Source organism: Streptomyces sp. Tue6028 (genome assembly GCF_002300165.1).
Classification (GTDB): domain Bacteria; phylum Actinomycetota; class Actinomycetes; order Streptomycetales; family Streptomycetaceae; genus Streptomyces; species Streptomyces siamensis.
On sequence record NZ_MLCE01000022.1, the window covers coordinates 171,324 to 192,658 of the forward strand.

Genomic DNA, 21,335 nt, shown 5'->3' on the forward strand with positions numbered 1-21,335 from the left:
ATCGTGGAGAACCTGATTGCGCTGCTGATCGCGGCGCCCCTGCTCGGAGCGGCCGTACTGCTGTGCGGCGGACGGCGGCTGGACGCCGTCGGCCACTGGATCGGTACGGCGCTCGCCTCGGCCTCGTTCGTGATGGGCGTCGTGCTCTTCGCCGACATGCTCGGCAAGAGCCCCGACGACCGGACCATCAGCCAGCACCTGTTCAGCTGGATCCCGGTCGCCGGCTTCCAGGCCGACGCGTCCTTCCAGCTCGACCAGCTGTCGATGACGTTCGTGCTGCTGATCTCCGGCGTCGGCTCGCTGATCCATCTGTACTCCGTCGGGTACATGGAGCACGACGAGCGCCGCCGCCGCTTCTTCGGCTATCTGAACCTGTTCCTCGCGGCGATGCTGCTGCTCGTCCTCGCCGACAACTACCTGCTGCTGTACGTCGGCTGGGAGGGCGTGGGTCTCGCCTCGTACCTGCTGATCGGCTTCTGGCAGCACAAGCCCAGCGCCGCCACCGCCGCGAAGAAGGCCTTCCTGGTCAACCGAGTCGGCGACATGGGCCTGTCGATCGCCATCATGCTGATGTTCACGACCTTCGGGACCTTCGCGTTCGGGCCGGTCCTCGGCACCCACGAGGAGGCGGGGCTGACGCAGGGCGCGAGCGAGGGCAAGCTGACCGCCATCGCCCTGATGCTGCTCCTCGCGGCCTGCGGCAAGTCGGCCCAGGTGCCGCTGCAGTCCTGGCTCGGGGACGCGATGGAGGGCCCGACCCCGGTCTCGGCCCTCATCCACGCCGCGACGATGGTGACCGCCGGTGTCTACCTCATCGTCCGCTCCGGCGCGATCTTCAACGCGGCGCCCGACGCTCAGCTCGTCGTCACCGTCGTCGGTGCCGTCACGCTCCTGTTCGGAGCGATCGTCGGTTGCGCGAAGGACGACATCAAGAAGGCGCTGGCCGGCTCGACCATGTCCCAGATCGGCTACATGGTGCTGGCCGCGGGCCTCGGCCCCATCGGCTACGTCTGGGCGATCATGCACCTGGTGACGCACGGCTTCTTCAAGGCCGGGCTCTTCCTCGGCGCCGGATCGGTCATGCACGGCATGAACGACGAGGTCGACATGCGGAAGTTCGGCGGCCTCAGGAAGTACATGCCGATCACCTTCGTCACCTTCGGCCTCGGCTATCTCGCGATCATCGGCTTCCCGGGCCTGTCCGGCTTCTTCTCCAAGGACAAGATCATCGAGGCGGCCTTCGCCAAGGGCGGCACCGAGGGCTGGATCCTCGGCGGCGCGGCCCTGCTCGGCGCGGCCATCACCGCGTACTACATGACGCGCGTGATGCTCATGACCTTCTTCGGTGAGAAGCGCTGGCAGCCGGACGCGGACGGTCACGAGCCGCACCCGCACGAGTCGCCCAGGTCGATGACGATCCCCATGATCGTGCTGGCCTTCGGATCGGTCTTCGCGGGCGGCCTGTTCAGCATCGGCGACCGCTTCCTGCACTGGCTGGAGCCGGTCACCGGGCACTCCGAGGGGGACTCGCCGGTCAGCGCCCTCACGGTCACGCTGGCCACGATGGTGCTGCTCGTCGTCGGCGCCGGAATCGCGTACGCCCAGTACGGGCGCCGTCCCGTCCCGGTGGTCGCCCCGCGGGGTTCCCTGGCCACCCGGGCAGCCCGGCGCGATCTGTACCAGGACGACTTCAACCACGTCGTGCTGGTGCGCGGCGGCGAGCACCTCACCCGCTCCCTGGTGTACGTCGACCACACGCTGGTCGACGGCGTCGTCAACGGCACGGCGGCCTCCGTGGGCGGCCTCTCCGGCCGACTGCGCAGGCTGCAGAACGGCTATGCGCGCAGTTACGCGGTCTCGATGTTCGGCGGTGCGGCGGTCCTCATCGCCGCGACCCTGCTGATGAGGGCGGTCTGATACCGATGTCCTTTCCTCTGCTGACAGCGACGGCGGCGCTCCCGGCGCTCGGGGCGGTCGCCACGGCCGCCGTGCCGGCCGCGCAGCGCGTCGCCGCCAAGTGGCTGGCGCTGCTCGTCTCCCTGGGCACCCTGGCGCTCGCCGCGGTGACCCTGGTGCGCTTCGACCCCGACGGCGCGCGCTACCAGCTCACCGAGTCCCATCCCTGGATCGCGGACTTCGGCGTGCGCTACGAACTGGGTGTGGACGGCATCGGGGTGGCGCTGATCGCGCTCACCGCGCTGCTGATCCCGTTCATCATCCTCGCGGGCTGGCACGACGCCGACCCGCAGGAGACGGGCAGTTCGCGGTGGCGTCCCACCCAGGGCTTCTTCGCGCTGATCCTCGCCGTCGAGGCGATGGTGATCATCTCGTTCGAGGCCACCGACGTCTTCCTCTTCTACATCTTCTTCGAAGCCATGCTCATCCCGATGTACTTCCTCATCGGCGGCTTCGGTGACAGGGCGCACGGTGCGTACCGGTCGGCCACCTCCACGGCCGAGGGAGACGCGGCCGCCGCGACGCAACGCTCGTACGCCGCCGTGAAGTTCCTCCTCTACAACCTGGTCGGCGGCCTGATCATGCTGGCCGCCGTCATCGGTCTCTACGTGGTCGCCGGGAACTTCTCCCTCCAGGAGATCGTGCAGGCCCGCGCCAACGGCTCGCTGCACATGGCGACCAGCACCGAGCGGTGGCTCTTCCTCGGCTTCTTCTTCGCCTTCGCGGTGAAGGCGCCCCTGTGGCCGCTGCACACCTGGCTGCCCAACGCCATGGGTGAGGCCACCGCCCCGGTCGCCGTGCTGATCACGGCGGTCGTCGACAAGGTCGGCACCTTCGCGATGCTCCGCTTCTGCCTCCAGCTCTTCCCGGAGGCCTCGAAGTGGGCGACGCCCGCCATCCTCGTGCTGGCGCTCATCAGCATCGTCTACGGCGCCCTGCTCGCGGTCGGCCAGCGCGACATCAAGCGCCTGGTCGCCTACGCGTCGATCTCGCACTTCGGGTTCATCATCATGGGCATCTTCGCGATGACCAGCCAGGGCCAGTCGGGTGCGACGCTGTACATGGTCAACCACGGGATCTCGACCGCCGCCCTGATGCTGGTGGCCGGCTTCCTGATCTCGCGGCGCGGCTCGCGCCTGATCGCCGACTACGGAGGGGTGCAGAAGGTCGCACCGGTCCTCGCCGGCACCTTCCTGATCGGCGGGCTCGCCACGCTCTCGCTGCCGGGGCTCGCGCCCTTCGTGAGTGAGTTCCTGGTCCTCGTCGGCACGTTCACGCGCTACCCGGTGGTCGGCATCATCGCCACCTTCGGCATCGTCCTCGCCGCGCTCTACACGCTCGTCCTCTACCAGCGGACGATGACGGGCCCGGTGAAGGCGGAGGTCGCCGAGATGCCCGACCTCAGGGTGCGCGAGCTCCTGGTGGTCGCCCCGCTGATCGCCCTGTTGATCTTCCTGGGCGTCTACCCGAAGCCCGTCACCGACATCGTCAATCCGGCGGTCAAGCAGACCATGTCAGACGTACACAAGACGGACCCCAAGCCCGAGGTGGAGGCGGCCAAGTGAGCGCAGCAGCCGTCCACAGCCTGTGGACAACCGCAGTCGATCCGATCGACAAGATCGGCGCACCGAAGATCGAATACGGGCAATTGTCGCCCACCTTGATCGTCGTCGGCGCGGCCGTCATCGGGGTTCTGATCGAGGCGTTCGTGCCGCGCAAGTCGCGCTACTACGCCCAGGTGTTCGTCGCCGTCGTCGCGCTCGCCGCCGCCTTCGCCGCGGTCGTCGCGCTCGCGGCGGGCGGATACGGCACCACGAAGGCGCACATCGCGGCGATGGGCGCCATCGCCGTCGACGGACCCGCCCTGTTCCTCCAGGGCACGATCCTGCTGGCCGGCCTGCTCGGCGTGTTCACCTTCGCCGAGCGGCGACTGGACCCGGAGGCACACGGCAACCGCGTCGACTCGTTCGCCGCGCAGGCCGCGTCCGTGCCCGGCAGCGACAGCGAGAAGGCCGCCGTCAAGGCCGGGTTCACCACCACCGAGGTGTTCCCGCTCCTGCTCTTCGCCATCGCCGGCATGCTCGTCTTCCCCTCGGCCAACGACCTGCTGACGCTCTTCGTGGCCCTGGAGGTCTTCTCGCTCCCGCTGTACCTCCTGTGCGCGGTGGCCCGCCGCAAGCGGCTCATGTCGCAGGAGGCGGCGGTCAAGTACTTCCTGCTCGGCGCCTTCGCCTCCGCGTTCACCCTGTTCGGCATCGCCCTGCTGTACGGCTACGCGGGCTCCGTGTCGTACGCGACGATCGCGCAGGTCGTCGACGGCACCGTGCAGAACGTCGACCCGGCGCTCGCCGGCACCATGGGCAACGACGCGCTGCTGCTCATCGGCGCCGCCATGCTCGCCATGGGACTGCTGTTCAAGGTCGGCGCCGTGCCGTTCCACATGTGGACGCCGGACGTCTACCAGGGCGCGCCGACCCCCGTGACCGGCTTCATGGCCGCGGCGACGAAGGTGGCCGCCTTCGGCGCGCTGCTGCGCCTGCTGTACGTCGTCCTGCCGGGCCTGCGCTGGGACTGGCGGCCGGTCATGTGGGCCGTCGCGATCGTGACCATGCTGGGCGGTGCGATCGTCGCGATCACACAGACGGACATCAAGCGACTGTTGGCGTACTCGTCGATCGCGCACGCGGGCTTCATCCTCGCGGGTGTCATCGCGACCTCGCCCGACGGCGTCTCGTCCGTCCTCTTCTACCTGGGCGCGTACTCGTTCGTCACCATCGGCGCCTTCGCCGTCGTGACACTCGTGCGGGACGCGGGCGGCGAGGCCACCCACCTCTCCAAGTGGGCGGGGCTCGGACGCAGGTCCCCGCTGGTGGCGGCGGTCTTCGCGGTGTTCCTGCTGGCCTTCGCCGGCATCCCGCTGACCTCCGGCTTCGCCGGGAAGTTCGCCGTGTTCAAGGCGGCGGCGGAGGGCGGCGCGAGCGCGCTGGTCGTGGTCGGTGTGATCTCGTCGGCGATCGCGGCGTTCTTCTACATCCGCGTCATCGTGCTCATGTTCTTCAGCGAGCCGCGGTCCGAGGGCCCGACGGTCGCCGTGCCGTCGCCGTTGACCATGACGGCGATCGGCGTGGGCGTCGCGGTCACCCTGGTGCTCGGTGTCGCGCCGCAGTACTTCCTGGACCTGGCGAGTCAGGCCGGGGTCTTCGTCCGCTGACCACGCGGGCCGGGACGTGCACAGGCGTCGGGCCCCGCTCCCTCACCGGGAGCGGGGCCCGACGCGTTGCGGGCGCGCCGAGCCGGGGCGCGGGGGACTGAGGTGCACGGAGGGCAGCGGCGGCGTAGCAGCCTGTGGATAACTCCGAGGGTGTCGGCGCGGAGCCCTATGGTGGCTGTCGTGGGCGAAGCACGACATACGGGGGACGACGAGCGATGAGCGGGACGGGCGGGACGGGTGCGATGACCGGAGCGGACACGACGATGACACAGGGCGACAGCGAGGCGCTGGCCACGCTCCACCGTGTCTTCGGGTACGACGCCTTCCGCGGTGAGCAGGAAGCGATCATCGAGCACGTGGTGGCCGGCGGTGACGCGGTCGTCCTGATGCCGACGGGCGGCGGCAAGTCGCTCTGCTATCAGATTCCCGCACTGGTCAGACCGGGCACCGGCGTCGTGGTCTCCCCGCTCATCGCGCTGATGCAGGACCAGGTCGACGCGCTGCGGGCGCTCGGCGTGCGCGCCGGGTTCATGAACTCCACGCAGGACTTCGACGAGCGCCGCATGGTGGAGGCGGAGCTCCTGTCGGGCGAGCTGGACGTGCTCTATCTGGCGCCCGAGCGGCTCCGCCTGGACACCACTCTGGACCTGCTGTCCCGCGCGAAGATCTCCGTGTTCGCCGTCGACGAGGCGCACTGCGTGGCCCAGTGGGGCCACGACTTCCGCCCCGACTACCTCGCACTGTCCGTGCTCGGAGAGCGCTGGCCCGACGTCCCGCGGATCGCCCTGACGGCCACCGCCACGCGCGCCACGCACCAGGAGATCACCCAGCGACTGGGCATGCCGAAGGCCCGCCACTTCGAGGCGAGCTTCGACCGCCCCAACATCCAGTACCGGATCGTCGGGAAGGCCGACCCCAAGAAGCAGCTGCTGTCGTTCCTGCGCGAGGAGCACGCCGGCGACGCGGGCATCGTGTACTGCCTCTCCCGCAATTCGGTGGAGAAGACCGCCGAGTTCCTCTCCCGCAATGGCGTCGAGGCGGTTCCGTACCACGCAGGCCTGGACGCCGGCACCCGCGCCGCCCACCAGTCGCGCTTCCTGCGCGAGGAGGGGCTCGTGGTGGTCGCCACCATCGCCTTCGGGATGGGCATCGACAAGCCGGACGTCCGGTTCGTCGCCCACCTCGACCTGCCGAAGTCGGTCGAGGGCTACTACCAGGAGACGGGCCGCGCCGGCCGCGACGGACTGCCGTCCACGGCCTGGATGGCGTACGGCCTTCAGGACGTGGTCCAGCAGCGCAAGCTGATCCAGGGCTCTGAGGGCGACGAGGCGTTCCGCCGCCGGGCCGCCGCCCATCTCGACGCCATGCTGGCGCTGTGCGAGACGGCCCAGTGCCGCCGGTCCCAGCTCCTCGCCTACTTCGGCCAGGAGCAGTACGCCCCGGCCTGCGGCAACTGCGACACCTGCCTGACTCCGCCCGACACCTGGGACGGCACGGTCGCGGCGCAGAAGCTGCTGTCCACGGTGGTGCGGTTGCAGCGCGAGCGGGGCCAGAAGTTCGGCGCGGGACAGATCATCGACATTCTGCTGGGGCGCCGCACCGCCAAGGTGATCCAGTTCGACCACGACCAGCTGTCCGTGTTCGGCATCGGCGAGGATCTGTCCGAGCCCGAATGGCGCGGCGCCGTGCGGCAGTTGCTCGCCCAGGGGCTGCTCGCCGTCGAGGGGGAGTACGGGACGCTGGTGCTCACCGAGACCAGCGGCGAGGTGCTGCGGCGCGAGCGTGAGGTGCCGCTGCGCAAGGAACCGAAGCGGCAGGCCGCACCCCGCTCGTCGTCGGGGGCCAAGGGCGAGCGCAAGGCCAAGGCCGCCGTGGCCGAGCTGCCCCCGGAGCTCGTCCCCGCCTTCGAGGCGCTGCGCGCCTGGCGAGCCGAGCAGGCCCGCGAGCAGGGCGTCCCGGCGTACGTCATCTTCCACGACGCCACGCTCCGCGAGATCGCCACGGTGTGGCCCACCTCGGTGGCCGGCCTGGGCGGTATCGGCGGCGTGGGAGAGAAGAAGCTGGCGACGTACGGCGAGGGAGTGCTGGAGGTGCTCGCCTCGCTGGGCGGTGCCCCCGGCGAGACCCCGGCCCCGTCCAGCGGCGGGGCCTCGGGCCCGGCCGCTGATCAGGCACCGGACCCGGACTGGCCCGAGATGAGCGAGGAGCCGGAGCCGGAGGACTGGATATAGGACGCCGAGTCCCCCGGGACCGGGCCACCGGGATGCGGCACCTCGCGGGTCGCCCGGCGCCGGTGCCGGTGCCGACGGGGGTTCGGGGCCGCGGGGCCTGACATCGGGGCCTGACATCGTGGGGTCCGGCGTTCGCGGGGCTCGTGGCCGCGGGGTCGGTGTCCGGGGACGCCGGTTACGAGGTCTGGTGTCACGGGCCCGGTGTCACAGGGCCCGGGTCGCGTAGGCGCGGACGTCGGCGTCGGGGTCCGTCACGGCCGTGGCGAGGGCGGCGCGCGCGTCCTCGTCGGTGCCGGCGTGGTGCACGAGTGCCAGCACCGCGGCCTTGCGGACGTCGGCGTTCGGGTCGGAGAGGGCCTTGGTCAGCGTGGGCACGGCCGGTTCCGGGTCCGCGGCGGACAGCGCGGTCGCGGCGCCGGCCCGGACCTGCCAGGCGGGGTCGGCCAGGGCGGCGACGGCACGCGAGGCGGGCCCGGCCGGGCAGCCCGTGGCGGCCAGCGCCTCGAAGGCGGCGGCGCGGACCAGCGCGTCGTGGTCGGCGGTGAGCCGGTCGACGGTGGCCAGGACCGTGTCGTCCGGCGTCACATGGGCCAGCGCCTTGGCCACGGTGACGCGGACCTCGCGGGACGGGTCGGCCGCCGCCCGGGTCAGCGGTTCGGTGGCGTCGACGGAGACCAGGGCGCGCACGGCCTCGATACGCACGGCGATGTCGGGATCCGCCAGGGCGTCCGCGAACAGCGACGCGTCACCGAGGCGCAGTGCCCGCAGTACGTCCAGCGCGGCGGCCCGTACGACGGGATCGCCCCCGGGGAGCGCGGCGGCGAGACCGTCGCGCAGGGCGGGCTCCGGCGCCAGTGTCTCGACCAGCTCGCGCAGCGAGGCGGCCGCGGCGGCCCGCACCTGAGCGTGCGGGTCCCGCAGCGCGTCGGCGAGGACGGGTCCGGTGCCGGGTGGCACGGTCTCGGTGAGTGCGGCGAGGGCCGCGCGCCGCACGGCGGGAGCGGGGTCGGTCAGGTAGGGGCGCAGCGAGGGGAGTTCGGGCTCCTGCTCGGCGAGGGCGAGGAGTTCCAGCAGGCGGGGTGAGGAGTCGGGGCCGTCGTCCCCGCCGTGGGTGCCGTCCGGGAGGCGGCGGGCGCTGTCGGCGGGCAGTGCGGTATCGGCGGGGAGTGATGCTCCGCGGGTGGCTGTGGTGGCTGTGGTGGCTGTGGTGGCTGTGGTGGCTGCGGCAGGCGCGGGGGCGGTGGCCGCGATGTCCACGGCAGGTGCTCCGCCGGTGGGCGCGGCGGCCACGGGGGCCGCGTCCCGTGCGCCCGCCGTGGCCACGCCCTCCGCGTGGACCTCGCCGAGGTGCCGGGAGGGCCCGCCGGTCGGGGTGAAGTCGGGGACGGGGACGAGATAGGGAGCCACGGGACGAGCCGTGAACTCCATCGATCCGGAGGGGGACTTGTGCAGATCGAGGTGGTGGAACCAGGAGACGTCGTCGCGCACCGGATGGTCCGTGCGGTCGTGGTAGAGGCCCCAGCGGGACTCCGTGCGGGCGAGCGACGCACGCGCGGCCATCTCCGCGCAGTCGCGGATGAAGGTGACCTCGGCGCACCGCATCAGCTCGTGCGGAGTGCGGGCCCCCATCGCCGCGATGTCCGCGCGCATCCGCTCGAAGGCTTCGAGGGCGAGCGAGAGCCGGGCGCCGGACTTGGGCGGGGCGACGTAGTCGTTCACGAAGCGGCGGAGCTTGTACTCGACCTGGGGTTGCGGCGGTCCGTCCGGGTAGCGCAGCGGGCGGTAGATCAGCTCGTGCGCCTCGCGGAGCTGGTCCTGCGGCAACTCGCCCGCGTAGGGGGCGTACTGGGCGGCGTCCGCACCCGCGAGGTCACCGAAGACGAACGCGCCGATCATGTAGTTGTGCGGGACGCAGGCCAGGTCGCCCGCGGCGTACAGGCGGGGCACGGTCGTCCGGGCGTGGTCGTCGACCCGGACGCCGGACGCGGAGTGACCGCCGCACAGGCCGATCTCGGAGATGTGCATCTCGACGTCGTGGGTGCGGTAGTCGTGTCCGCGGCCGGAGTGGAAGGTGCCGCGGGTGGGGCGTTCCGTGGAGTGCAGGATGGATTCGAGGGCGCTGATCGATTCCTCGGGGAGGTGGCTCAGCTTCAGGTACACCGGGCCGCGGTCCGAGGCGACCTCCGCGGCGAACTCGGCCATCATCTGGCCCGACCAGTAGTCGGAGTCGACGAAGCGCTCGCCGTGCCGGTTGACCTGGTAGCCGCCGAACGGGTTGGCGACGTAGGCGCAGGCGGGACCGTTGTAGTCCTTGATCAGCGGGTTGATCTGGAAGCACTCGATACCGGTGAGCTCGGCGCCCGCGTGGTAGGCCATGGCGTACCCGTCACCGGCGTTGGTGGGGTTCTCGTACGTCCCGTAGAGGTAGCCGGAGGCGGGTAGGCCGAGCCGGCCGCAGGCGCCGGTGGCGAGGATCACGGCGCCGGCGCGGACCGTCACGAACCGCCCGGTGCGGGTGTTGAAGCCCGCCGCACCGACCGCGCGGCCCCCGGCCGTGAGGACCCGCACCGGCATCACCCGGTTCTCGATACGGATCCGCTCGCGCATCTCACGCCGCCGCAGTTGCCGGTAGAGGACCTTCTTGACGTCCTTGCCCTCGGGCATCGGCAGTACGTAGGAGCCGGAGCGATGCACCTGGCGGACCGCGTACTCGCCGTGCTCGTCCTTCTCGAACTTCACGCCGTACGACTCCAGGCGCTGCACCATCGCGAAGCCGCGGGTCGCGGTCTGGCGGACGGTGGACTGGTCGACGATGCCGTCGTTGGCGCGGGTGATCTCGGCGACGTAGTCGTCGGGCTCGGCACGGCCGGGCACGACCGCGTTGTTGACGCCGTCCATGCCCATGGCGAGGGCGCCGGAGTGCCGGACGTGTGCCTTCTCCAGGAGCAGGACGTCGGCACCGTGCTCGGCGGCGGTCAGCGCCGCCATGGTGCCGGCCGTGCCGCCGCCGATGACGAGGACGTCGCAGGACAGCTCTTCGGCGGCTGCGAGCGCGGGGATCTCCACGGGAGTGCCTTTCGGGTTCTTCAGCTGCCGAGTGACGTGAGGACCTCACGGCGCAGGGCGAGCCTCGCCGGGTCGTCCGATGCGGACCGCTCGCGGGGGCGCGGGACTTCGCGTACGGCGAGGAGCCGCCCGCTGCCCGCGGCGCCGTCCGGGCCGTCCGGGCGGGCGGCGCCGAGCAGGGCCACCCGGTCGCCGAGGAACAGTGCCTCGTCCACGTCGTGGGTGACGAAGACGACGGTCGCCCCGCTGCCGTGCAGTACCTCGACGAGGAGGTCCTGCATGCCGGCGCGGGTCTGGGCGTCGAGCGCGCCGAAGGGTTCGTCCATGAGGACGGCGCGGGGTGCGCCGGCGAGGGCGCGGGCGAGCTGGACGCGTTGGCGCTGTCCGCCGGAGACGCGGTGCGGCAGCTGCCGTTCGCGGCCGGCCAGTCCGACCCGGGCGAGCCAGGACTCGGCCTGCCGCCGCCGCTCGGAGCGTGCCGTTCCGGCGATGGCCAGCGGGAGTTCGACGTTGGCGCGCAGGGTGCGCCAGGGCAGGAGGGAGTCCTCCTGGAAGACGAGCGCCCGGTCGGCGGCGGGGCCCGCCAGGGGACTGCCGTCCTGGGCGACCGTTCCCGCGAGGGCGGGCAGCAGCCCGGCGAGCGTGCGCAGGAGGGTGGACTTTCCGCAGCCCGAGGGGCCGACGACGGTGAGGATCTCGCCGGGCGCGACGTCGAGGTCGACGCTGTCGAGGGCGGGGGCGCCGGGGCGGCCGAGCGAAGCGTTCACGAGGGAGAGCCGGGTGCCGCGCACGGCGGCTGGTGTCTCAGACGAGGTGCTCATCGCGTACCCCCTCGGGATGTGCGGGCGTCGTCGTCCCGGCGGGGACCGCCGCAGCGGCGGCCTTGCGGGCGCGCGGCCCCAGAACCCGGCCGCGCGCCCCGGGAACCCGGAGGTGTGCCGTGGCGACGTACTCCGTGCGGGGCAGCCAGCGGGTGAGCCACCGGCCCGCGCGTTCGACGGCCGTGGAGGTGAGCCAGCCGAGCACGCCGATCGTGACCATGCCGACGAAGACGCCGGGGTAGTCGACGACGGTGTAGTCCTGCCATGTGCGGTAGCCGACGCCGTACTGGCCGGAGATCATCTCGGCGGAGATGACGCAGATCCACGAGACGCCGATGCCGACGGAGAGGCCGCCGAAGATCCCGGGGAGGGCGCCGGGCAGGACCACCGAGCCGAGCACCCGCCACCGGCCGCCGCCCATCGTGCGCACCGCCTCCTCCCACACGGGTGTGAGGGCGCGGACGGCGTGCCGGGTGGAGACCAGGACCGGGAAGTAGGCGGCGGTGCAGGTGATGAAGACGATGCCCTGCTCGTTGCTGGGGAACAGGAGGATCGCGACGGGCACCAGCGCGATCGCCGGGATCGGGCGGACCACTTCGAGCAGCGGCCCGAGCAGGTCCTCGGCGAGGCGGGAGCGGGCGACGGTCAGGCCGGTGGCGACACCCAGGACGGCGGCCAGCACGAAGCCGGTCAGGATGCGGGTGAGGCTGTCGGTGAGGTCCGTCCAGTAGTCGTCGCCGCCCAGCCGGTCGCCGAAGGCGCGGGCCACGTCGGCGACGGTGGGGAACTGCGAGAAACGCAGCCACAGGTCGACGTCCAGGCTCGTCAGGAGCTGCCAGGCGGTCAGGGCCGCGGCGAGCGACGCGGCCCTGACGAGATGGCGGGTCATGACGCCCGCGCCAGGGCCGCGGCGTACGAGAGGGTGCGGGCGCCCCGGTGGGCGGCGACGTACTTCCGGGCGGCGGCCTGGGTGACGAAGGGGTGCAGCTCGTCGCCGTCGGCCACCCACACCGACCTGTCCGCGAACCAGAGGGTTCCGGTGGTGGTGTCGGGGACGTACGCGGCGCGGAGGGTGGAGCGGTGCGCGGCCACGTAGCGCAGGAGGGCGGTGGGGGAGTCGAAGGCGCGGGTGGTGGCGGCGCCCTCGGGCCACGCCTCGCTCGCGGCCGGCGGGGGCGCCGCGGCGAGCTGGTCGGCGTACGCGGCCGGGCCGAGCGCACGCTTGACGTACCGGTCGTCGACGAAGGCGTCCACGTCCACGTCGCCGACGAGTTTCGCCGACTTCAGGATCGCGACGTCCTTCTTCAGGGCGGAGACCAGGCGGGGCTGGAGCGCCGGACCGAAGGTGGCCGTGCCGTGCGCGCCGTTGTAGAGGTAGACGACCTCGGCGGGCAGCCCGGTGGCCTTCGCGACCTTCTCCGCCGCGGCCACCGGGTGGTCGTGCAGGTAGTCCGTCGCCTCCGACTGGGCCTTCAGGAAGGCCTCCAGGACGGCCGGGTGCTTCTTGGCGAAGTCCTCCCGGGCGGTCACGCCGTGGAAGGTCGGCAGGTTCAGTTCGGCGCCGTCGTACAGGGCCTTCGCCTTGCCCTGGTAGGCGAGCAGACCGGGCCAGGCGACGAACTGCGACAGTGCGTCCGCGCTGCCCGCCGTGAGCGCCGAAGCACCCACCGCGGGCTGCTGGTTGAGCTTCTGGATTCCCTTGTCCGGGTCGATGCCGGCGCGCTGGAGGGCCCGCACGAGGGTGCCGTCGGCGGCCGAGCCGACACTCGTCGACACCTTCTTGCCGCGCAGGTCACTCAGGGAACGAAGCTTCGAATCCGGGGCCGTGACGATGGTGTTGAGGCCGCCGCGGAGGTTGTAGCCGGTGACGGAGACCAGGTGGGTGGGGCGCCCCAGCTGCTTGCCGCGGGCCGCGTTGATGAGGAGCGGGAAGTCGCCCATCGAACCGATGTCGATCTTCCCGGCGGTCATCTGGGCGGTGATCGGGGCGCCGGTCGCGTAGTCCTGCCAGTTCACCTTGTACGTGGTGCCGTCACCGAGGGCGTCGAGCTGCTTCTCGAAGGAGCCGAGCGAGCGCAGCAGGGTGCCGGCCGTGACGGTGTTGATCGTCTTGGACTGGTAGCCGACGGTGACGGTGACCGTGGAGCCGTCGCCGGCCGCCGTGTCCGCGCCGCACGCGGTCAGGGGAAGGACCAGAGCCGCCGTGGTGAGGGCGGCGATCGCTTTGTGTCTCATGGGGGTTCGGGCCTCTCACCGCAGCAGATAGGGCATGTCGACCGTGACGGCCCCGGTGGGGCAGCGCGCGGCGCACGGGCCGCAGTACCAGCACTCGTCGACGTGCATGTACGCCTTGCCGCTGCTCTCGTCGATGGCGAGGGAGTCCAGCGGGCACATGTCGACGCACAGGGTGCAGCCGTCGATGCACTTCGACTCGTCGATGGTCACGGGCACGTCGGCCCGCTGGGGTGCCAAGGGCATGGCTGTCTCCAGGAAGGTCCTGCGGGATACGGAAGGGGTGAGGTGCACAGGGGGTGCTCAGCGGGCGCGGCGGAGCTGTCCGCTCATGCTGATGCGGTCTCCGCGGAAGCGGATGAACTCCAGGTCCACGGGGCGGCCGTCGGCGAGATGGGTGAGCCGTTCCAGCATGAGGACGGCGGTGCCGCGCGGGGCCTGGAGCACGGCGGCGGAGTGCGCGTCCGCGTTCACCGCCTCCAGGGTGATGTCGGCGTGCCCGAGGGGCTGTCCCGTGATGGCTTCCAGGAGGCGGAAGACGTCGGTGTTCTCCAGGTCGGCGGCGAGCAGGTCGGCACCGAGGTCGAGGGGGATGTAGGTGAGGTCGAGAGAGAGCGGGAGGCCGTCCAGGCGGCGGAGGCGTTCGATGTAGAGGACGTCGGCACCGGGGGCGATGCCGAGGCGGTCGGCCACGGGGGCGGGTGCGGCCACCGGGCCCATCGAGCGGACCTCATTGCTGACCTGGCCGTGTTCGCGCAGGGTCTCCGCGAGTCCCATCAGCCGGTCGAGTCCCTGCGGGTATTTCTGTGCCACGACGACGGTGCCGACGCCGGGCAGTCGTTCCACCAGGCCTTCGGCGCGCAGCAGGTCCAGGGCCTGGCGGACGGTGTTGCGCGAGGCGCGGTAGTCCGTGCCGAGGGCGGCCTCGTGCGGCAGGGAGCCGTCCGGATAGCCGCCGGTCAGCACCTGCCGGCGGAGGAGGTCGGCGAGTTGCCGCGCCCGGTCCGCGCGCAGCCGACGCCGGCGGGCGGCGACGGTGGTCGCGCCCTGGCCGGCGTGGTCGCGGATGCGGTCGGTGAGCATGCGCCGGACGATACCGACGCGGTGCGGCGAGTGGTGTTGCTGGAGTGTTGCGCCACCTGGGCACGCGGCGGGCGCTGCCCTGACCTGCGGCTTTCGATGCCGCCGTCGAAGATCTGCCACCGGCGGCGGAGGCGGGGCGGGGGCCGATTCGACCCCCGGACCCCGTGCCTCCGCGGCGCCGGGCGTGCCCCTGGGCCTCGGGCTTCCGCGGCGCCGGGCGTGCCCTTGGGCGTTGGGCTTCCGTTGCGCCGGGCGTGCCCTTGGGCGTTGGGCTTCCGCGGCGCCGGGCGTGCGCCTGGGCGTTGGGCTTCCGCGGCGCCGGGCGTGTGCCCAGGCCCCCGGCCTCCGCGGCGCCGGACGTGCTTCTTAGGCCTCCGTGACGCCGGCGGCGCTCGTGATGCGGCCGCGGACCTCTCCCAGCCCCACCTTGGTTCCGCCGGGGCCGGGTGCCCAGGCCGTCAGGGTCACCTCGTCGCCGTCCTCCAGGAAGGTGCGCTTGCCGTCGGGGAGTTCGAGCGGGTCGCGGCCGTTCCAGGTGAGTTCCAGGAGGGAACCGCGTTCGGCGTCGGAGGGGCCGCTGACGGTGCCGGAGCCGTACAGGTCGCCGGTGCGCAGGGAGGCGCCGTTCACCGTCATGTGGGCGAGCTGCTGCGCGGCCGTCCAGTACATGGTGGAGAAGGGCGGTTCGGAGACGACGTGACCGTTGATCGCCACGGAGATCCGCAGGTCGTAGCCGCCCGGCTCCTCGACGGAGTCGTCGAGGTAGGGGAGCAGGGGATGCGTGCGGGCGGGCGGCGCGACGAGGGCGCTGTCCAGGGCGTCGAGCGGGGTGATCCACGCCGACACCGATGTGGCGAAGGACTTGCCGAGGAAGGGGCCGAGGGGCACGTACTCCCACGCCTGGATGTCGCGCGCCGACCAGTCGTTGAGGAGGCACAGGCCGAAGACGTGGTCGCGGAAGGAGGAGAGCGGGACGGGCGTGCCCATGGGTGAGGGGGCGCCGACCACGAAACCGACCTCCGCCTCGATGTCGAGACGGACGGAGGGACCGAAGACGGGCTCGGCCTCGGTGGGCGCCTTCCGCTGGCCGGAGGGGCGTACGACGTCCGTACCGGACACCACGACCGTGCCGGAGCGGCCGTGGTAACCGATCGGCAGGTGCTTCCAGTTGGGGGTGAGGGAGTCGGCGGCGTCGGGTCGGAAGATCTGACCGACGTTCCGGGCGTGGTTCTCGGAGGCGTAGAAGTCGACGTAGTCCGCCACCTCGAAGGGAAGGTGCAGCGTGACCTCGGACAGCGGGTGGACGTGCGGTTCGAGGGTCTCCCGGTGGGCCGGGACGGTCACCCAGGCCGTGAGCGCCCGGCGTACGTCGGACCAGGTGGTGCGGCCGGCCGCGAGCAGCGGGTTCAGCGTGGGCTGCGCCAGGAGCTCGGCGTACGGGGAACCGAGCGCGCGGGCGGCGGCACCCGCGTCGAGCACGTGGTCGCCGAGCCGGACGCCGACGCGCCGCTCCGCGGAACCGCCCGGGTCGCCGTTCGGGGAGAACACGCCGTACGGAAGGTTGTGCGGGCCGAAGGGATCGCCCTCGGGGACATCGAAGGGGGGCATCGGTAGGTGCCTCGCTTTCGGATTCGTACGCGTCGTCTGATCCAGGTGTGCCACACGTTCTGTGTGGTCGCGGCACACGTTACGGGGGAGTGACCCTGCTGTGGCAGTGCCTAAAGAGTTTGCAATGTCCGAATTTTCCTTGTCGGACGTGGCAATTCCGGCTTAGCGTCCTTTGGGGACACGGACGGGGTGGGTCCGGTCCGTAGGGGGACGCGTGGGGGGACCCGTGGCCAGGAGCTCCAGAAGTGCGCCGGTGCACGCCGACCAGCATGTTCCGGGCCTCATCGTGAAGTTCGGCGACTATCCGCTGCATCACGGTGGGGTGGGTGCCATCCGGAGTCTGGGCCGGCTGGGCATCCCGATGTATGCGATCACCGAGGACCGTTACACACCGGCCGCGAGCTCGCGCTATCTGCGCCGTGCGTTCGTCTGGCCGACGACGGGGACGGAGGAACCGGAGCGGCTCGTCGAGGGGCTGCTGCGGATCGGCGGGCGGATCGGGCGGCCGACGGTCCTCGTGCCGACGGACGAGGAGGCCGCCGTCCTCATCGCCGAGCACCAGGACGAGTTGGGCGACCGCTTCCTCTTCCCGCGCGTGGACGCCAAGCTGCCCCGCCGGCTCGCCAGCAAGCAGGGGCTGCACGAACTGTGCGTCGAACACGGCATCCCCAGTCCTGCGGCGGCCTTTCCGCAGTCGTACGAGGACATCGTGGAGTTCGCCGAGAGCGCCCGCTTTCCCGTCGTCGCCAAGAACCGCGAGGCGTTCGTGCGCCGCAGCCGCCCCGCCGTGAACGGCACGACCCGGATCGCGACCCGCGAGGGCCTGCTGACGCTCGCCCGGGACTGGGGCCCGCAACCGGGCGTGATCCTCCAGGAGTACCTGCCCAGGGAGGACGCGGAGGACTGGATCGTGCACGCGTACTTCGACGCGGACTCGACGCCGCTCGCGATGTTCACGGGCGTCAAGGTCCGCTCCTGGCCGCCGCACGCGGGCATGACGGCGAACGCGTACGTCGTCGACAACCCGGAACTCGCCGACCTCGCCGCCCGGTTCATCAAGGAGATCGGCTTCAGCGGCATCATCGACCTCGACCTGCGCTTCGACCGGCGCGACGGGCAGTACAAGCTCCTCGACTTCAACCCGCGGATGGGCGCGCAGTTCCGTCTCTTCGAGAACGAGTCGGGGATCGACGTCGTCCGCGCCATGCATCTGGATCTGACGGGGCGCGCCGTTCCGGAGGGGGAACAGCGGGCCGGTCACCGCTACGTCGTGGAGAACATCGACCTGCCGGCGCTGCTCGCCTACCGGCGCAGCGGCTACACGACACCGCACGCGCCGACTCGCGCGAGCGGTACGGAGCTGGCCTGGCTCGCGGGTGACGACCTGCGGCCGTTCTTCACGATGCTCGCGCGCTTCGTGCGGCCGGGCGCGAAGCACCTGTATCAGCTGTGGCGCACCAACCGCCGCGGCAGCACCACCACGAAGTGACGGCAGACGTCCGACGTCCTGGGGAGGGGACTTCGTGATTCATCCGGTAGCAGTCATCGGTGCCGGGCCGTTCGGCCTGTCGACCGCGGCCCATCTGCGGGCCCGCGGTGTCCCGGTGCGTGTCTTCGGCGAGCCCATGGTGAGCTGGCGCGACCACATGCCCGAGGGAATGCTCCTCAAGTCGACCCCGGCCGCATCCACCATCGACGCCCCGCAGCGCGGGCACACACTCCTCGACTACTGCGACGCGGCCGGCATACCGCGCCTCGTCACGGACGAGGACATCATCCCCGTCGAGACGTTCATCGCGTACGGCGAGTGGTTCCAGCAGAAGCTGGTGCCCGAGCTGGAGCGGGTGCGGGTCGTCTCCGTCGACCGCAAGGCCGGCCGCGGCCGCTCCGGCGGCTCCGGCGGCTCCGCCCGCCCCGGGCCCGACGAGAGCGCGGACGGCTTCGAACTCAAGCTGGACTCCGGTGAGTTGTTCACCGCTCGGGCTGTCGTGGTGGCCACCGGCCTGTCCGGGCTCGACCATCTGCCTCCCGAGCTCGCGAGCGTGGCGGCCGACGGGCCCACCCCCACGGGCCCCGTCTCGCACAGCTCCCAGCACCACGACCTGAGCCGCTTCTCCGGCAAGGAGCTGATCGTCGTCGGCGCAGGCCAGTCCGCCCTGGAGACGGCGGCGCTCGCGGCGGAGGCGGGTGCGCGGGTACGGGTGGTGGCCCGCGGCAGGGGCGCCGTGGACTTCGGCGCGCCCCCGTGGAACCAGCCGAGGCTGCGCCCCGAGTCCCCCTTCGGCCGCGCCTGGTCCCTGTGGGCCCTGAGCTACTACCCGCAGCCCTATCGCCACCTGCCCGCGAGGGCCCGGCACTACTTGGTGCGCCGGGTGCTCGGCCCGCTCGGCGCCTGGTGGCTGCGCGACCGCTTCGAGGGCAAGGTCGAGGTCCGAGAGGTCCGGCGGATCGTCCGCGCCCAGGTGCGCGAGGGCAGTCCCGTCCTGACCGTCCGGACGCATGAGGGCCGGGCCGAGGAACTCCTCGCCGACCATGTCGTCGCGGCGACCGGCTATCGCGTCGACATCGCGGCGATGGACTTCCTCGGGCATGAGCTGCGCACCGAACTGGCGGTCAGCCGCGGCACTCCGAGGCTGGGCGCGGGCTACCGCTCCTCCGTCCGCGGCCTGTACTTCACCGGGCTGCCGGCGGCGGCCTCGTACGGGCCGGTGATGCGGTTCGTGTGCGGGACGGAGTTCGCCTCGCCCCGGCTGACCGGACATCTGGCCGCCGCACACAGGTGAGTTGGGGGAGGGGCGTCGCGGACGAGGCGGCGCCCCTCGCACTTGCGCGGCTGTGGAGAAGGGGTGTCTCCGCTTACCGCGCGCACGGGTTGTACGGCGAACTGCCCCTGCCGTCCGGACGGTGAAGGGCGTTGCGGGCGGGATACCGGACGTCGTCCGGTTCACGGCGGGCCGTTGAGTCGTGCGATCCGTATTCTTCGGATCATGGCCGCTCCGACTGCATATTCACTCATCGCCACTGACCTGGACGGAACGCTGCTGCGCGGCGACGACACCCTCTCCGACCGGTCGCGGGCCGCGCTGGCGAGGGTGGCCGAGGCGGGTGCCCGGCATCTCGTGGTGACGGGCCGCCCCGCACCGAGGGTGCGGCCGCTGCTGGACGAACTCGGCGGCGAGGGACTGGCGGTGTGCGGTCAGGGTGCGCAGCTGTACGACGCCGGGGCGGACCGGATGCTGTGGTCGGTGACCCTGGACAGGGAACTGGCGGAGACGGCGCTCGGCAAGATCGAGGCGGAAGTCGGCCTGCTGTACGCGGCGGTGGACCAGGACGGCGTGGACGGGCTGACCCTGATCGAGCCGGGTTACGTGATGCCCCACCCGACGCTCCCGGCGGTACGGGTGCGGCGGCGCGACGACCTGTGGACGGAACCCATCAGCAAGGTGCTGCTCCGCCACCCTTCCCTGACCGACGACGAGTTGGCGTCGGCGGCACGGTCGGTGGTCGGTTCGCTGGCGACGGTCACCATGTCGGGGCCGGGCACCGTCGAACTCCAGCCATGCGGCGTGACCAAGGCGACGGGTCTCGCCCTCGCCGCGGCGCACCTCGGTCTCACGCCCGCCGAGACCCTCGCCTTCGGCGACATGCCCAATGACATCCCCATGTTCGACTGGGCGGCCCGCGGGATCGCCATGGCCAACGCGCATCCGGAACTGAAGGCGGTGGCCGACGAGGTGACCTTGTCGAACGAGGACGACGGCATCGCGGTCGTGCTGGAACGGCTCTTCGGGCTGTAGGCGTCTCGTCGCGGTGCGGACGTCCTGCCGGGGCGCGGACACCTCGGCAGGAGAAAAGCGGAGAAAAACGGACAGAGATGCCGATTCGGGGCGCGGGCGGAGGTCCGCCGCGCGCCCCGAAGAGACGATGTGCCGCTGTCGCCGGGTCAGTACGCCCCGTTGACGTTGTCGATCGAGCCGTACTTCGCCGCGGCGTAGTTGCAGGCGGCCGTGATGTTCGCGACCGGGTCGTACGGGTCCATGGAGGTGCCGGCGACGTGGTACGCCTTGAAGGTGGGGTCGATCACCTGGAGGAGCCCCTTCGAGGGGATGCCGGCCTTGGCGTTGGAGTCCCAGTTGTTGATGGCGCGGGGGTTGCCGGAGGACTCGCGCATCACGTTGCGGTGGATGCCGTAGTACGTGCCGGGTATGCGCTTCTTGGCCATGATGTCCAGGGAGTGCTTGATCCAGCCGTCGAGGTTGTTGGCGTACGTCTTGCCGGAGGAGGGAGCCGCTGCCGCCGGTGCGGCCTTGGTCAGCGGGGACACCACGCCGGTCGCGAGGTTCTTCGTGCCCACCGTCAGCACCAGTCCCGGGCGCAGGTGGGCGGCGTCGGGGCCGATGACGGCCTTGTTCGCGTCGTACAGGGCCTGCCAGCCACCGCTCGACGGGTTCTTCTTCGCGACGGTCTGGAGGGTGTCGCCGGCGACCACGGTGTAGGTGAGGAGCTGTACCTGGGGGACGGTCGCCTGGACGGTCTGTGTCGTGGTGGCGGCCTGGGCGCCGGTGGCGCTCAGGAGGGGGAGTGCGAGGGCGACTCCGCCCACACCGGCGGCGAGCACGCCACGGGTGATGAGGGGGCTGGTCCTGAAGCGGCGGTTCATGAGTCGTCCGGACATGGCGGTTTCCTCTCCTGCGCCTGCGAGGTGAGCTGTCGGGTTCGGGCGGGGAGGTGCCCGGCCGCGCTCTCTGTGCGGCTTGACCCCTAGTCGTTCCGGTTTGTCCCGGATCGACGGCTTGCCTGGGTTCCCCCGCTCCTGCCGTGTGTGCGTGGGTGGGTGGGTCCGGGCGGCGGCAGGATTCGGCGATCCGCCCGGGATCGACGTGAACGTATGCGAGAGCACATGTCGGGAACAAGGTCTGAATTTCGGACGAAGATCGCTTTCGCCTGATTAAGGCGGTGTCAATACGTCCGATTCAACCGGAATTGGATCCTCAACTTGCCTTTAGCGAAGGGATCGTGTGAAGACGGCGTAAATTCCCGGACAAGGGCGCACGTGACCCAACTCACGAGACCAAGGCCAACTAAAGCGGCAAGGCGGGCAACTCGGACATCGCGCCTCGGTGAGCT

General features: G+C 71.4%; 15 protein-coding genes and 1 riboswitch. Of the genes, 7 read left to right on the top strand and 8 right to left on the bottom strand.

What is annotated here, in order from left to right:
• Positions 1-3: 3 nt before the first annotated feature.
• The 4 genes from nuoL to recQ all read left to right on the top strand — a co-directional run bounded on the left by nuoL (position 4) and on the right by recQ (position 7,398).
• Entirely contained in the window at positions 4-1,917 is a 1,914-nt protein-coding gene (gene nuoL / locus BKI49_RS21670) for an NADH-quinone oxidoreductase subunit L (RefSeq protein ID WP_095935942.1), read from the top strand.
• A gap of 5 nt (positions 1,918-1,922) precedes the next feature.
• The gene (locus BKI49_RS21675; RefSeq protein WP_095935943.1) at positions 1,923-3,521 is read left to right on the top strand and encodes an NADH-quinone oxidoreductase subunit M; all 1,599 of its coding nucleotides are present in this window, start codon (positions 1,923-1,925) and stop codon (positions 3,519-3,521) included.
• A complete protein-coding gene (nuoN, locus tag BKI49_RS21680) occupies positions 3,518-5,167 on the top strand; it encodes an NADH-quinone oxidoreductase subunit NuoN (RefSeq protein WP_095935944.1) in 1,650 nt (549 codons plus the stop codon). Before BKI49_RS21675 ends, nuoN begins: the two co-directional genes overlap by 4 nt.
• Before the next feature lie 215 nt (positions 5,168-5,382).
• A complete protein-coding gene (recQ, locus tag BKI49_RS21685; RefSeq protein ID WP_095935945.1) occupies positions 5,383-7,398 on the top strand; it encodes a DNA helicase RecQ in 2,016 nt (671 codons plus the stop codon).
• A 204-nt stretch (positions 7,399-7,602) separates the two neighbouring features.
• On the opposite strand, the gene BKI49_RS21690 is transcribed toward recQ, so the two are convergent.
• The 7 genes from BKI49_RS21690 to fahA all read right to left on the bottom strand — a co-directional run bounded on the left by BKI49_RS21690 (position 7,603) and on the right by fahA (position 16,208).
• Positions 7,603-10,464, bottom strand: coding sequence for a fumarate reductase/succinate dehydrogenase flavoprotein subunit (locus tag BKI49_RS21690; protein WP_373557574.1), 2,862 nt, complete (start codon positions 10,462-10,464; stop codon positions 7,603-7,605).
• A gap of 20 nt (positions 10,465-10,484) precedes the next feature.
• A complete protein-coding gene (locus tag BKI49_RS21695) occupies positions 10,485-11,285 on the bottom strand; it encodes an ABC transporter ATP-binding protein (RefSeq protein ID WP_095935947.1) in 801 nt (266 codons plus the stop codon).
• Positions 11,269-12,174, bottom strand: coding sequence for an ABC transporter permease (locus BKI49_RS21700; protein WP_095935948.1), 906 nt, complete (start codon positions 12,172-12,174; stop codon positions 11,269-11,271). Before BKI49_RS21700 ends, BKI49_RS21695 begins: the two co-directional genes overlap by 17 nt.
• Positions 12,171-13,520, bottom strand: coding sequence for an ABC transporter substrate-binding protein (locus BKI49_RS21705; protein ID WP_095935949.1), 1,350 nt, complete (start codon positions 13,518-13,520; stop codon positions 12,171-12,173). The genes BKI49_RS21700 and BKI49_RS21705 overlap by 4 nt, the downstream gene beginning before the upstream one ends.
• A 15-nt stretch (positions 13,521-13,535) precedes the next feature.
• Positions 13,536-13,763: a 4Fe-4S dicluster domain-containing protein gene (locus tag BKI49_RS21710; RefSeq protein ID WP_095935950.1), complete on the bottom strand. Its 228-nt coding sequence runs from the start codon at positions 13,761-13,763 to the stop codon at positions 13,536-13,538.
• Between the two features lie 57 nt (positions 13,764-13,820).
• The gene (locus tag BKI49_RS21715) at positions 13,821-14,600 is read right to left on the bottom strand and encodes a GntR family transcriptional regulator (protein WP_095935951.1); all 780 of its coding nucleotides are present in this window, start codon (positions 14,598-14,600) and stop codon (positions 13,821-13,823) included.
• A gap of 366 nt (positions 14,601-14,966) precedes the next feature.
• Positions 14,967-16,208: a fumarylacetoacetase gene (gene fahA, locus BKI49_RS21720; RefSeq protein ID WP_095935952.1), complete on the bottom strand. Its 1,242-nt coding sequence runs from the start codon at positions 16,206-16,208 to the stop codon at positions 14,967-14,969.
• A gap of 253 nt (positions 16,209-16,461) precedes the next feature.
• Here fahA and BKI49_RS21725 point away from each other — a divergent pair, with 253 nt between their 5' ends.
• From BKI49_RS21725 to BKI49_RS21735, 3 genes are all read left to right on the top strand, one after another.
• Entirely contained in the window at positions 16,462-17,697 is a 1,236-nt protein-coding gene (locus tag BKI49_RS21725) for a carboxylate--amine ligase (protein WP_373557575.1), read from the top strand.
• Between the two features lie 34 nt (positions 17,698-17,731).
• A complete protein-coding gene (locus BKI49_RS21730) occupies positions 17,732-18,991 on the top strand; it encodes an FAD-dependent oxidoreductase (protein ID WP_095935954.1) in 1,260 nt (419 codons plus the stop codon).
• 204 nt (positions 18,992-19,195) lie between these two features.
• Complete coding sequence (locus BKI49_RS21735; RefSeq protein WP_095935955.1) at positions 19,196-20,005, top strand: HAD family hydrolase; 810 nt, start codon at positions 19,196-19,198, stop codon at positions 20,003-20,005.
• Positions 20,006-20,151: 146 nt separating this feature from the next.
• On the opposite strand, the gene BKI49_RS21740 is transcribed toward BKI49_RS21735, so the two are convergent.
• Complete coding sequence (locus BKI49_RS21740) at positions 20,152-20,883, bottom strand: transglycosylase SLT domain-containing protein (protein WP_095935956.1); 732 nt, start codon at positions 20,881-20,883, stop codon at positions 20,152-20,154.
• 22 nt (positions 20,884-20,905) lie between these two features.
• A riboswitch (cyclic di-AMP (ydaO/yuaA leader) is annotated at positions 20,906-21,019 on the bottom strand.
• Positions 21,020-21,335 lie beyond the last annotated feature (316 nt).